Source organism: Priestia sp. P1_B12_1 (assembly GCF_056406695.1).
Genome location: NZ_JBFTZR010000034.1, coordinates 1 through 13646, shown reverse-complemented (window position 1 = coordinate 13646; position 13646 = coordinate 1). Strand labels below are relative to the sequence as shown.

The window sequence follows — 13646 nt, the reverse complement described above, 5'->3', positions numbered from 1 at the left end:
GGGCTGATATGGTTGAACTTGATGTTCACATTACAAAAGACAATCAATTTGCGGTATTTCATGATTGGAAAGTAGATTGTCGAACAAATGGAAAAGGCGTGACAAGGGATTATACAATGGCTGAGTTAAAGAAATTAGATATTGGATACGGATATACAGCTGATGGCGGGAAAACATATCCTTTTCGTGGTAAGGGAGTCAACCTCATGCCTTCTCTGAATGAAGTAATGGAGCATTTTCCTCACCAAGCATTTCTTATTCATGTGAAAAGTAACGATCCGAAGGAAGGAAGACAATTAGCTAAGTATTTATCACAATTTTCCAAGAAGCGTTTAAAAAATATAACCGTTTATGGCGGAGACGAACCGATTGATTCATTGAAAAAGGAAATTCCCAACCTAAAGGTTATGTCCAAAGCGACTATGAAAGATTGTCTTATCCCATATATAGCAACAGGTTGGACGGGATACGTACCAAAGGCATGTGAAAATACAGAATTACATATACCAGAAAAGATTGGTCCCTTTCTATGGGGATGGCCAAATCGTTTTTTAAATCGAATGGATGATGTAAATACTCGAACAATTATCATAGGAGTAAATGGAAGTGGGTTTTCAACTGGTTTTGATTCTATTCAGGATTTAAAAAGAATTCCAGACGGTTATTCAGGAGGAATATGGACTAATCGTATTGATAAAATAGGAGATCACTATAAGACGAAGGAAGAATAATTGTAGGATAGTTGAAGCAATTAAGCAGCAGTAATGAGGTAATTGGTTTTTATTCCAATTGCTTTTCTTATTTATGTTGACCAGATTTCAAATAAAAGCCAAAGGATTTTTACTTTTTAGAATAGAATAGTTCTTTATAGAGTCATAAAGGGGCTGATTTCTTGTCTAAACAGATGAAAGACATAAATGAAATAAAACTTTTAGATTCTGAAATTTATTTATGTAATCAGATTCAAGATTTATTGAAGAAGAGAGATCGAAGAAATCGATATTCTAAACGACAGTATACAGAACATGAAATTTTACAAATTGCTTTAAATAGATTAATGAGTGAATTGATTTCTAGACAGTAGAAAATCAATATTATGTAAATTGTCCCATATGAAATGTAATTAAGACAAGAAAAGGGAAGGTCACCAATGTGGCTTTCTCTTTTCTTTGTTCTATGATAAAGATGTATCTTTTATAAAGAGAGTTCAGCTTTTTTATGATTGCTGATTTCTTTGCCTACAGTAGTTTATGGAGGACATCACTAGTGAAATGGAGGAACTTATATGAATGTAGTAGACATGAAACAAATAAATGATGTGAATGCAGTAGAAGACGAAGAGTTAGTCCAAAAGTTTCACGATGGAGATAGGGAGGCATTACATACGTTACTGACTAAATATGAATATTTTGTTCATTCCAAAACCAGAACTTATTTCTTAAAAGGTGGAGATAGAGAAGATATTTTTCAGGAAGGAATGGTTGGATTATATAAAGCAATACGTGATTTTAGAAAAGAAAAAATGAATTCTTTTAGATGGTTTGCAGATCTTTGTATTACCCGGCACATTATTACTGCTATTAAAGCAGGAAATCGCCAGAAACATTTTCATCTTAATACAGCGCTCTCTTTAGATACACCTATTATTTCAACTGAATTTGAACCTACGCTTACACTAATTGATACTCTTTCAAATCCACATGTACTAAAGCCCGAACAAACTCTACTTGAGCAAGAGAAGGTACTAGAGAGAAAAGGTAAAATAGCAGAGAAATCAACTGAATTAGAGAGAAATGTACTTGTCTTGTATATGGAAGGACGAACATATGTAGAGATTTCAGAAGTCTTACATTTATCTAGAAAGTCAGTAGATAATGCTTTACAACGAATAAAAAAGAAAATATAAACAATCATACCCATAGCTTATGTTCAAAGATATAAAGTAAGTAATATAATTATCTCCAGTTCTGGTGCAAAAACTTCAAAATATCTGCAAGTAAACTCTTAAGCTTGGACATACTGATACTACTAAACTAAAAAGGACGTGTATCGGTATGAAAAAAGCAGTAGACTTTAAATGGAAACATTCTCAACCTGACCTTATTTTATTAACGGTTAGATGGTACCTACGGTACAGCCTCAGTTTTCGTGATTTGGTGGAAATGATGGAGGAACGAGGCTTATCCATGGCTCATACAACGATTATGCGCTTGGTACATCAATATGGACCTGAATTAGACTTAAGATTACGGCGTCATCTTAAGTCTACCAATGACTCCTGGAGGGTAGATGAAACCTATGTGAAAGTCAAAGGCCAATGGATGTATCTGTATCGTGCCGTTGATTCAGAAGGGAATACCATTGATTTTTATCTAAGTAAATCGAGAAATAAACAAGCAGCCAAGCGCTTTTTTAAGAAAGCCTTGGCTTTTTCGCATGTTTCTAAGCCTCGTGTGATAACAGTAGACAAGAACCCAGCTTATCCTATCGCTATCCAAGAGTTAAAAGAAGAAAAGCAGATGCCTGAAGGCATTCAACTAAGGCAAGTAAAATATCTTAACATTATCTTGGAGCAGGGTCATCATTTTATTAAAAAACGAATTCGTCAGATGCTTGGATTAAAATCCTTACGTACTGCCAAACGAATAATTGCAGGAATAGAGACTATGCACATGATCAAAAAAGGACAACTTCAACAAGGGGTGAAGTCTGTCCAATGCGAGATTGAATTCATATATACATTATTTGGAGTAGCCTCATAATTCATTGATGAAAAGGATATTGAGATTCTATGTTTCTAACAGGTCATATTTGCACCAGAACCTCTTTAGTATTGTATTAATAAATCGGCATCTGGACGCTAATCACAATAATAGTATAAACCCTTAGCGTACGACCTTAGCTAGCAAACTGTTGTATCTTTTCAACATTTTGCACCAGGGTTAGAGACTGTTCAAGGAGCCTTTTTATTCTCCTTTTTGTTCATAATTAGTTCATATATGCTTGGTAAACTGAGGCATACTCGTTACAGTAATAAATTTATTGGAACAAAGACTATTTGTATTTACTAAAAAGAAAGAAAAAAGGGGCATTCTATGAACATTAAAAACAAAAAAATTGATTTAGTACTTATATGTATTTTGCTAATCGGACTTTTTTTAAATACATATAATATTTGGCAGGATGATTCTGCCAACCAATATTATTTGGCAGCTGTTAAAAGTATGACGCAAAGTTTCCATAATTTCTTCTATGCTTCATTTGACCCTTCGGGATTCGTATCGGTTGATAAGCCACCTCTCGTTTTATGGATTCAAACTATCTTTGCGTGGATCTTTGGAGTGCATACGTGGAGTGTCATCATTCCGCAGGCACTTGCAGGGATAGGGTCCGTATTTCTTCTCTATGTAATGGTCAAACCGACTTTTGGCAAAGGCCCGGCACGCATCGCTGCCCTTGTGATGGCGGTAACACCAATCGCTGTAGCTGTTAGTCGGACAAACAACATTGACAGCATGCTTGTCTTCACTCTATTGTTTGGCTCCTGGTGCTTGATGAAGGCAGTCAAACAGGGTAAAACCATCTGGTTATTGGTAGCATTTGGGATGATTGGGCTTGCATTCAATATGAAAATGCTTCAGGCATTTATGGTGCTGCCTGCATTTCTTCTGTTCTACCTAATAGCTTCTCAAATTACTTTAAAGAAAAAAATTATCTCCCTTATTATCTCACTTGTCGTTCTTGCAAGCCTATCGTTATCATGGGCACTCGTAGTTGACTACATCTCGTCGGATAGCCGTCCATATATAGGAAGTAGTCAGAAAAACTCAGTTCTCGAACTAGCATTTGGCTATAACGGGACTGAGCGTCTTCTTGGTCAAAAAACAGGTAATTCACGTGCTGATATGGGTTCCGGGCATGGTGGAAACATGCCAAACGGCAGTGGTATGCAAGCGCCAAGTCAAAATTTTGTTTCTGATCATAATGCCCAGAAGCAGGATGGGCATAATCCATTTGGTAGCAACAATCAACCACCACAGGCACCTTCTGGACAAAATGGTTCTGCTAATGATGGCGGAGGTGGACCGCCATCGCAAAATGGCGGCAGTAAAGGTGGTCCAAACGGAGGCGGACAAAGTATGAACATGTTCGGCACCGGAAACGCCGGACCGTTGAGACTCTTCCAGTCAGCACTTTCTGGACAAATTAGCTGGATGCTTCCATTCGCGCTATTTGGCCTTTTAGGTATTATTATCAGCTGGTTCCGTGATCGCGATGGAAAAGCAAACGAAATAAAAGAAACCCTTTTTTGGACTGCATGGCTCGTACCTGTAGCTGGTTTTTTCAGCATCGCTGGTTTTTTCCATCACTATTATCTGATTATGCTCGCACCCCCGATTGCGGCACTTTCCGGAATCGGGTGGTATGCAATGTATGGTTTATATAAGAATCATAAAGACTGGGCAAGCTATCTGCTGCCTGTAGCCGTTTCAGTCACAGCTGCATTTCAAGTTTATATTTTAAGTAATTATATAGATCAAATTGGTAGCTCATGGATGTACCTACTGGGAATTGTAGGGATTGTTCTTACAATCGTGTTGCTCACGCTCAAGCGCAATCATCCATTCGGAAAACAGCTCACCATTATCAGTCTGTGTGCGCTTCTCTTCGCACCGGTATACTGGTCAGCAACGCCCCTTCTTTACGGTGGCAATAGTGTCCTCCCTGAGTCAGGTCCACAGCTAAAAAGCTCAACTGGTGGCGGGGGAATGTTCAGCTCAGAAGTGGATACAGAATTGCTTTCATACCTTCAAGAACATAATACGGGTGAAGATTACTTGTGCGCTACGCTGACGACGGTAACAGCTGCACCATATATTATCAACACTGAGGAATCTGTCATGGCGCTCGGTGGGTTCAACGGCACCGATCCGATTCTATCGGTAACCGAGCTCAAAAAACTCATCAAAGAAGGGAAAGTGAAATACTTCCTTCTAAGTAGTGACAACTCAGGTAATAGCGAGCTCGTCTCATGGATTAAAGAAAACGGTACTAAGATTTCTTCTGACAAATACAGTAAGTCTACACGCAATACAAATAGCATAGCACTGCCAGGCATGAATGGTGGACCAGGTGGAGGAAAGCAGCAGACTCTTTACAAAGTTGAATTGTAGACAACGATGAAAGCCCATGGGAATTTGATTCCCATGGGCTTTATTTTTAGATATAGAATTAGATTTCAATATGATGAATTTTTGTGTTTCCTCTTTTATAATTTATTCATAACTCACAGGCTGTAATTGACAAATTAAAGTATTTTCGGTTCCTTACAAAGTTTAGGAACTGATTTTCTTGATTTGGCTTGTTGTGCTAACACATCTGTAAGTTGAAGTACATTATTTCATAATCTATTAATTGGATTCTCCCCCAAAAAACTATCTGAAGAAATTTTTAATTGCATCAATACGTATTTTATGACTACAATCTTCGCAACAAAAAATCTTACTCTTTCTTTCCTTACATTGTTTATATTTTAGTGAACCTTCGTATACTTTGAATACTTTTTTACAACTATAACAAAGTACCTCATAGTAAAACATTGCTCTCCCCCTAAGTAACATATTACTTTTTAGTCGATTTATCGAATATTGTAACCAGTTCTCTAGTATATTCCTGAACATCTAAATGGTGCTTCTCATTAATTCAAGAAGGAATAAGATCATGTCTTGACATGCAACCTCAATCCTCATTGATCTTTAGCCAAAATTGATGAGGTTACTTTTCTATGTATGAATCCCCTAATATTAGCTAATACTTAAACACATATTCTGATTTTGTTCTCCTTGTAACAACAAAATCCATCTATTGATCCTACTTTATCTCAAGATTGAGTAGGATCTTTTTTTGTGTATATTTTTTTAGAAATATCACATACTAAGAATGTAATTACGATTTTCTCCTATCTCTGTTTTTAAATTGATTGTAGAGTTCATCAGTTTGCCTTACTTATTCCTTGGATTAAGTAAGGCCTTTTTTATTTCAAGACACCAAGTAATTTCAAACAGGCATGCCAGTTAAGTCGGGGAGGAAGGCACTCACGAGTTAACTTATTTTGTTACACTATATTTGAACTTTTCTACTCAAGGGCAAACGTCTCTGCTGCAATACAAAGATAATAAGAAAGCCCCGTTTGTTGAGATTCAAGCATATTTCTATGAAAATCATCATTTAAAAAGAAGCGTGCTTGTATTGCAAAATCCTCTGCTCTGGTATTATGTCCCTGATTATTTAAGAAATCAATATGCTGTTTGATTAAATCTTGTACCTTCTGATCATTAAATTTTAATCCTTCCTTAAGTGCCTTAGCTATACTATCCATAAAGTGTTTTGCCTCTAAAGCTTGCTCATTCATTGACTGAACATCAATTTTATTTTCTTTAAGCAAGTCATAGCCATATTTTTCTTTTAGATATTCAGTCTGATCCTTCATTGCTTCCACCCACTCTTCTTCACTCTCAAAACCTTTGAACATTTCTGATTTATCCATACTTTCTCCTTTCATGGTGAAGTGAATCGATTCATCTAGTGTCTGGACTAAACGCTTTATTCTTTCCATTCGTGCAAGAAGTAGTCTTCTTTGATCAGACAATATAGATAATCGTTCTGGCTCACCATCCAATAGTTGATGTATTTTTTTGAGGGGAAAGTCCAACTCTCGATAAAATAAGATGTGTTGTAAACGCTCCATCTCTTTTATTCCATAGAGACGGTAACCTGCCTCACTTATTTCACCAGGTAATAAAAGCCCAACCTTATGGTAATGATATAGGGTTTTTATTGTCACATTTGTTAATTCTGATATTTGCTTTACTGTATATAGCACGCTTATCCACCTCGTTTGTTAGTCTAAAGGCTATCCTAAGGTAAGAGTCAATAACTAATTCCATAGTTTAGATAAAAATTTTCTATAAGAAAAAATACAAATATTCTTATAGCGGGTTATCTCGATATAAAATACTGACAATGAAAACAATTGACGTATCTGAATTAGTTGAAGCAAAACGTCGAATTGATTCAACTTTACACAAACTCAGAGAGACAGTAAAAACTTTTGAAGCTAAAGAAAATCCTAATAGATATAAATCTCAAATTCCCTTAGCTAAAAGACGAATAGAAGCATTCGAAAATTCCGTATCTCTTAGTGAAAGAGAAATAAATGAACTTGATCAAAAAAGCTAAATAGATAACTTCTAAAGGAGCCTAATGGGAACCTCCTTTTCTTTAAATATTTTATACCTATATCTCACTAAACTGTCTGTTATTGGACAAGTAACAATATAAACCTCTACACGTTAAGTTTACATAAGCGCGTTGTGTTTAGCTTACCTTTCTATCATACTATTAAGTAAACCTATACATACTTTCTGAAAAATAGTGTTATCATTTACATACCTTATAGAAAAATCGCCTATTTGTCGTCAGTAAGTGTAAATAGTGAAACAATTATTATTTATAAAGTAAGTTAATATTTACTTATTATCTATTAACTGTTTCACTCGATATATTTAACCTGTTATTTCCTATTCTGTATAACCAATTTTATATGTAATATATCTGACTCTCTTATCCCTAAGGTATTCATCTCTTCTCTTAATGTTATCTTTTTTCTTATTTTAATGGTTCGCTCACTACCATCCACCAAGGTGTAAACTCTGAATTTACTCATGTAACAGTTCCTCCTTTAGCCAATTGGTCAACAAATAACATCAGTGTATTCTTTAGTTTTGATTTTTTCCATAAAAGGCACCCAACGCAACTATCATATTGAATGCTTTTTGACTTGCTTAAACAACTGTAATCCCTTCTCGTTATTTTTTTCTCTATATACTACACTAAAAGTTTTAAAAATCCTTTAATAAACCTAATTAACATAATCACGCTTTCCGGAACACATGAAAAAGGAAATCCTTTGGCGTAGAAGGATTTTACCTTTTTAAGTCCAAGTAAGATAGTAATAGTGACTTATAAAGCAATTGAGGGATGCAGAAATGGAGGGAAGTAAATTGCCTAACAGAGAGTATCCATACTATTTTATAAAGGTAGGTACATTATATTACGTATATCATTCGTATAAGGACGTAAAAAAGAAAGAGGTATCCAGTTACGAATTTACTAATGATGAATCGTTAGCATTTCCCATTGATAAAGAGTCTGCTAAACAATTGGCAGATAAATGTGGAGGTCATATTGTAATGAAGAAAGCTACGTTTAATGATTATATTAGCCAAGGAGAAAGATGGAGTAATTTTATAGATAGCAAAAAGAAGAACATATGGAGAATCTATATCATTAATTGAATGATAAAACCTTAATAATAAATGAAGTGCTTTATCATTTACTTTGCGAATTAAGAAAAAATGGATGTAATAACACTTCCAAATAGTGTATAGTAAAGAATAATTTTTCATTATATGTCTAAGAGGTGGGATCGTTATGGAAAAGCTAGAATATGAATGGGTAAAACAAACACGACAGATTTTATTAGAGCAGTGTAGAGAATTGAATGAAGATGACTTTACGAAAGAGTTTGCATTTGGTTTTCAAAGTATTAGAGATTCGCTAGTTCATGTAGCAGGTTGCTATCATGCTTGGCTAGGTTCTTTTGTGCTTTCAGAAACATCATCACCACTATTCACAAAAGAAGTAATTAACACTATGCAGATAGACGATATTCAGCGTTATTTTCAACAGGCTGATAAATACGTAGAAAAAGTATTGGAGCAATCCACAGATAAATTTGATGAATCTATTGAAAAAGAGCTTGCTTGGAGAGTAAACAGTGGTTTTGTAAGAAAAACACCTCGTCAATTGCTTTTCCATTCAATTACTCACGAATCACATCATAAAGGACAAATTGTAGTTATGTTACGTCTATTGGGGCGTACGCCTAAAAATACAGACGTATTGGGTTTACCTGCAAAAGAATCTTCCGAATAATAAATGAAGAATCCTTCTCTAAAAGAGCACATTTTTAAGATAACATATGTGCTCTTTGTAAGGTTCATAAAAGTATATGCCTATACTGTGAGAGCGTAAAATATTAAAACGTAAGTAAGAGATAGGGTGTTATATTCTATTTATTGTTAATGATTATAAAAAATAGAACTAAATGAATACAGAGGATAAGTTAATATTTATTTAGATAACTCTGTATTCTTCATTTTCAACATTATTTTTTTATTGACAGATATATAAGTTTTTTGTTACTCTATTCTCACTAAACCGATAGGATTTAAATAGACCTACCAGACGACTGGAGGCTCTTGTTCTTTTTCAAAGAACAAGAGCCTTTTTTGTTAGGAAAGTAAGAATCCTTTCTCATTTAGAACAAATCGATAGGGAGGGATAAAATGAAAAAAATGTTGACTGAAACTAAATCATTTAAAGTCAAGGGAATATCCCTTTTAAGTGTACTTGTGCTCCTCTTGGTTTGGACGCTTTTAAGTACATTTAAATGGGTAGATCCAATTTTCCTACCTGCCCCGCAAAGCGTTTGGCATTCATTTATTAGTTTAATAGTAGAAGGATACAAAGGAACATCTCTCGCGACTCATGTGTCTACAAGCTTGTACCGATTATTTGCATCCTTATTACTTGCTTTGGTTACAGCCATTCCACTTGGGATTATATGTGGCTATTCTAAATACATACTAGCAATTTTTGATCCAATTATTGAATTTTACCGACCACTTCCACCTTTAGCTTACTATGCACTTCTTGTTTTATGGTTAGGAATTGATGAAGGATCTAAAGTAGCATTGTTATTTTTAAGCGCCTTCGCTCCGTTGTTTATCGCAACAGTTGCGAGCGTACAACGTGTGCCGAAGGACCGAATTAACGGCGCACTAACATTAGGTGCATCAAAGCCTAACGTATTTGTTCACATTATTTTCCCATCTGCTCTGCCTGACATTGTGACAGGGTTGCGCACGTCCATTGGAGTCACATATGCAACGTTAGTCGCTGCTGAAATGGTTGCAGCGACTTCAGGAATTGGCTGGATGGTACTTGATGCAAGCAAATATATGCGAAGTGATATTGTCTTTGTGGGTATTATTATCATGGGTCTAATCGCTATATTTATTGACAGCGTCATTCGTTTTTATCAACGTCTAGCCTTTTCATGGGTAGGAAAATAGAGTTTACACAGGAGGAACATCGATGAAAAAAGGAATACTTGGTTTATTGATAGGATTTATGATAATCGTTTCCGGATGTTCGAGTACTACATCTGGCTCTGAAAATGATGGACCTAAAGAGATACGTTTAGGCTATCAGGCTTCACCAAATGGGGAATTATTAGCAAAAGCCCGTGGTTCATTGGAGAAAAAATATCCAGATACCACAATTAAATGGATTAAGTTTGAATCGGGTCGAGATATTAACAATGCTATGGCAGGAGGAAGCATTGACTTTGGGCTTGTCGGAACACCTCCTGGTGCAATAGGAGTAGCTAATAAGGTTCCTTACAAAATATATTATTTACACGATATTATTGGTGAAAGTGAGGCCTTAGTAGTTAAAAAAGAAGCAGGCATAAAATCTTTGAATGATTTAAAAGGGAAAAAAATTGCTACTACTTTTAGTTCAACGGCCCACTACAGCTTACTAAGTGCGTTAAAAAACAAAAACATTGATCTTAAAAAAGAAAATATCACACTATTAGACATGCAGTCTCCCGACATTTTGGCAGCTTGGAAGCGTGGGGATATCGATGGTGCTTATGTATGGCAGCCATTGCAAACAAACTTAATTAACGATGGAGGCAACGTATTAATTTCATCCAAAGAAGTAGCTAAACAAGAAAGTCTTACAGGGGAATTCGGAATTGTTCATAATGATTTTGCTGAAAAATATCCGAATATTGTGAAAGGTTATATTTCTGTCTTAAATGAATCAGTTAATTACTATCACAAAAATCCTAAAAAATCGGCAGAACTATTGGCTGAGGAACTAAACTTAACGCCAGAACAAAGCTTAAAAACAATGCAACAGTTAACATGGCTAAATAAATCAGATCAACCAGCGTACTTTCAATCTAATGGAAAGTTAGCGCATGTGTTAAAAGATACAGGAGATTTTCTAGAATCTCAAAAAGATATTCCTTCCTCTCCTGATTTAAAGACGTATCAACAAGCATTGCTAAACAATTTTTCTAAATAACCGTTGAAAGTATCTCTTGCTGTCATGCAAGTCATGCTTCCCTGGTCAAAAGGAGTGACATATTTGAAAGCTACTGTTGTTTTTGAAAAAAGACCTCAAGGTATTCATACAGACAAGGTCATCGATGTAAAAAGCGTTGATTTCACTTATACTCAGGCAAGAAACGAGCCACTCATTTTACATGATATTAACCTATCTTTATATGAACATGAGTTTATTTGTGTGTTAGGTCCATCTGGATGCGGTAAATCTACACTTTTAAATATTTTAGCAGGCTTCCAACAGTCTACAACAGGTAAAGTGATGATTTATGGGCATACACATACTAAGCCTAATTCTGATGTTGGCGTTGTATTTCAGCACCCTAATTTGTTTCCGTGGCTCACTATTGAAAAAAATATTGGATTTGGACTAAAAATGCAAAAGGTTCCAAAAGAGGAACGTAAGCAGCTTGTTGCAAATTACTTGGAGCTCGTTGATTTAACAACTGCTGCTAAAAAACTTCCTCATCAGCTATCTGGAGGAATGAAGCAACGAGCAGCTATCGCTCGGACACTCGCCACAGATCCTAAAGCTATTTTAATGGATGAGCCTTTTAGTGCTCTTGATGCGTTAACAAGAGAAGCGATGCAGAAACATTTGTTGACAATTTGGAATCAAACAAAAAAGTGCATCTTTTTTATTACTCACGATGTGGAGGAAGCACTCAAACTTGCAACCCGCATTATCGTGATGCATCCCAATCCTGGGAGAATTGCCATAGATACTGAAAATCCATTAAAGGTAGAACATTACGAAGAAGGAACTTTTCATTATCATGAAAAATTCACAGAGCTACGCCAGTTTTTTATTTCAAAAATAAGAGAACAATTATAAGGAGATGAGCAAAATGTCTAACAGTCTTTCTAATTATCCAAGACCTCTTCATTTTCATAATCGTGAAGAGAGGGAAGGTCTTCGTTTATTAAACCGATTACCGGGTGGTATTGAAGAAAAACCATATACACTTTTCACTATTAAGCCTCTCACCCCTACCATTGGTGCTGAAGTTGATGGGTTAGATCTATCGAGGCCACTGAAAAAAGAGGTACAAGAAGAGTTAAACCGAGCTTTTTTAGAATGGAAAGTGCTTTTCTTTCGCAATCAAGCGATTACAAGCGAACAGCATCTCGCTTTTGCAAAGTTATGGGGAGATCTTGAAGTACATCCTTTTTACAAACCTGCTTCACAAGAGCAATCAAAAGAAATTGTACAATTTGCTAGAAACAAGAAGCAAACAGGATCTGAAAATGTATGGCATGCAGACGTCACATTTCGAGAAAATCCTGCTAAGGCATCGGTGCTACGATTGATTGAGGTGCCTCCTGTAGGAGGAGACACACTTTGGGCAGATATGGGTGCAGCGTATGACAATTTACCTGAGACTATAAAAGAAAAAATTGAAGATTTGAAGGCTATTCATGATTTTACACCTTCTTTCGCTCACTTATTACCACCAGATGAACTAGCCACTTTTCAACAAGAGTTTCCAGTTGTTGAACATCCTATCGTGCGTACTCATCCTGAAACAGGGCGGAAAACCCTTTTTGTAAATCCATCTTTCACCACCTATATTGTGGGGTTAGAGACTTCTGAAGGAGAGGAGCTACTTCAGTATTTATTTAGACAAGCTCATATTCCAGAATACCAAGTAAGGTTTCGTTGGGAAGCTAATTCAATTGCCTTTTGGGATAATCGTGCAACACAGCACTATGCAGTGTCCGATTATTATCCGCATATCCGAAAAGCTGAACGAGCAGCTATTATCGGTGATCGTCCTTTTTAACTTAGACTTGTCAATTGCTTTGAGGACAAAAGTGGTTTTACATCTCTATCTCAAAGCTTTTAGGATAGCATAATGTGACTTTTAGGAAATAACAAATAAAGAGCCTTGAATAATAAGGCTCTTTATTTGTTCTCTATTTACCTTTGTACTTGGCCCTTGCCTTTTGTTTCTTCATTAGGTATTTTTCCCCTTCAGTTCTTCACGATATTGTTTAGCTCTCTTTTTTTCACTTTTTTCTTTTCTTCATATTCTTGCTTCATAGCTTCTTGAGCTTTAGTGGAAACACCAACTTTATTTATTTGTTTTGCTACCTGGCGCTGTAAACGTTTAGGATTGATCCTTTTATTAGATTTTCCTTTTACATCAAGACCTGAATGAACCGATTGATTAATAATGTCTAGCAGTCTGTAATAAATAAAGTCTAATATCTCTTTATCTTTTGGTTCTGCTCCAAATACATAACGAAATGCTTTTAACTTACCGCCTTCTACAACTTCAATAATTCCTACCCAAAACTGACCATCATGGTAAATCGTTAGTGACATAACGATTCCCTCCTCTAAACATACTATGAAATGATGGACATCCCGAGGAGGGG

15 protein-coding genes are annotated in these 13646 nt (G+C 35.8%); 11 read left to right on the top strand and 4 right to left on the bottom strand.

Annotated elements, in window-relative coordinates; genetic code table 11:
- The 4 genes from AC1D0Y_RS28820 to AC1D0Y_RS28805 form a co-directional block, all read left to right on the top strand.
- Positions 1–731 (top strand): glycerophosphodiester phosphodiesterase family protein (locus AC1D0Y_RS28820; RefSeq protein ID WP_477708343.1); only part of this gene is annotated, 731 nt, incomplete at its 5' end.
- Positions 732–1285: 554 nt separating this feature from the next.
- Positions 1286–1906 carry an RNA polymerase sporulation sigma factor SigH gene (sigH, locus tag AC1D0Y_RS28815; RefSeq protein ID WP_477708342.1) on the top strand — a complete coding sequence of 207 codons (621 nt, stop codon included), beginning with the start codon at positions 1286–1288 and terminating at the stop codon, positions 1904–1906.
- 148 nt (positions 1907–2054) lie between these two features.
- Entirely contained in the window at positions 2055–2762 is a 708-nt protein-coding gene (locus tag AC1D0Y_RS28810; RefSeq protein ID WP_477708341.1) for an IS6 family transposase, read from the top strand.
- A gap of 339 nt (positions 2763–3101) precedes the next feature.
- Complete coding sequence (locus AC1D0Y_RS28805; protein ID WP_477708344.1) at positions 3102–5174, top strand: ArnT family glycosyltransferase; 2073 nt, start codon at positions 3102–3104, stop codon at positions 5172–5174.
- A 261-nt stretch (positions 5175–5435) separates the two neighbouring features.
- Here AC1D0Y_RS28805 and AC1D0Y_RS28800 read toward each other — a convergent pair whose 3' ends face one another.
- Positions 5436–5600 carry a DUF2197 domain-containing protein gene (locus AC1D0Y_RS28800; RefSeq protein WP_477708340.1) on the bottom strand — a complete coding sequence of 55 codons (165 nt, stop codon included), beginning with the start codon at positions 5598–5600 and terminating at the stop codon, positions 5436–5438.
- A gap of 536 nt (positions 5601–6136) precedes the next feature.
- Positions 6137–6883, bottom strand: a complete 747-nt coding sequence (locus AC1D0Y_RS28795) for a MerR family transcriptional regulator (RefSeq protein WP_477708339.1) — start codon at positions 6881–6883, stop codon at positions 6137–6139.
- Positions 6884–7023: 140 nt separating this feature from the next.
- Between AC1D0Y_RS28795 and AC1D0Y_RS28790 the strand changes: the two genes are divergently transcribed.
- Positions 7024–7239 (top strand): hypothetical protein, encoded by a 216-nt coding sequence (locus AC1D0Y_RS28790; protein WP_477708338.1) that lies wholly within the window; start codon positions 7024–7026, stop codon positions 7237–7239.
- 334 nt (positions 7240–7573) lie between these two features.
- Here the strand turns inward: AC1D0Y_RS28790 and AC1D0Y_RS28785 are convergent, their stop codons facing one another.
- Positions 7574–7726 carry a hypothetical protein gene (locus tag AC1D0Y_RS28785; RefSeq protein WP_335576756.1) on the bottom strand — a complete coding sequence of 51 codons (153 nt, stop codon included), beginning with the start codon at positions 7724–7726 and terminating at the stop codon, positions 7574–7576.
- Positions 7727–8063: 337 nt separating this feature from the next.
- Here AC1D0Y_RS28785 and AC1D0Y_RS28780 point away from each other — a divergent pair, with 337 nt between their 5' ends.
- The 6 genes from AC1D0Y_RS28780 to AC1D0Y_RS28755 all read left to right on the top strand — a co-directional run bounded on the left by AC1D0Y_RS28780 (position 8064) and on the right by AC1D0Y_RS28755 (position 13048).
- The gene (locus tag AC1D0Y_RS28780; protein ID WP_477708337.1) at positions 8064–8357 is read left to right on the top strand and encodes a hypothetical protein; all 294 of its coding nucleotides are present in this window, start codon (positions 8064–8066) and stop codon (positions 8355–8357) included.
- A 136-nt stretch (positions 8358–8493) separates the two neighbouring features.
- Positions 8494–8997, top strand: a complete 504-nt coding sequence (locus AC1D0Y_RS28775; protein ID WP_477708336.1) for a DinB family protein — start codon at positions 8494–8496, stop codon at positions 8995–8997.
- Between the two features lie 413 nt (positions 8998–9410).
- Positions 9411–10199: an ABC transporter permease gene (locus AC1D0Y_RS28770; protein WP_477708335.1), complete on the top strand. Its 789-nt coding sequence runs from the start codon at positions 9411–9413 to the stop codon at positions 10197–10199.
- 22 nt (positions 10200–10221) lie between these two features.
- A complete protein-coding gene (locus AC1D0Y_RS28765; protein WP_477708334.1) occupies positions 10222–11223 on the top strand; it encodes a taurine ABC transporter substrate-binding protein in 1002 nt (333 codons plus the stop codon).
- A gap of 63 nt (positions 11224–11286) precedes the next feature.
- Positions 11287–12099 (top strand): ABC transporter ATP-binding protein, encoded by an 813-nt coding sequence (locus AC1D0Y_RS28760; RefSeq protein ID WP_477708333.1) that lies wholly within the window; start codon positions 11287–11289, stop codon positions 12097–12099.
- 13 nt (positions 12100–12112) lie between these two features.
- On the top strand, positions 12113–13048 hold the full coding sequence (locus AC1D0Y_RS28755; RefSeq protein ID WP_477708332.1) for a TauD/TfdA dioxygenase family protein: 936 nt from the start codon (positions 12113–12115) through the stop codon (positions 13046–13048).
- 191 nt (positions 13049–13239) lie between these two features.
- On the opposite strand, the gene AC1D0Y_RS28750 is transcribed toward AC1D0Y_RS28755, so the two are convergent.
- Complete coding sequence (locus tag AC1D0Y_RS28750) at positions 13240–13593, bottom strand: YjdF family protein (RefSeq protein ID WP_477708331.1); 354 nt, start codon at positions 13591–13593, stop codon at positions 13240–13242.
- Positions 13594–13646 lie beyond the last annotated feature (53 nt).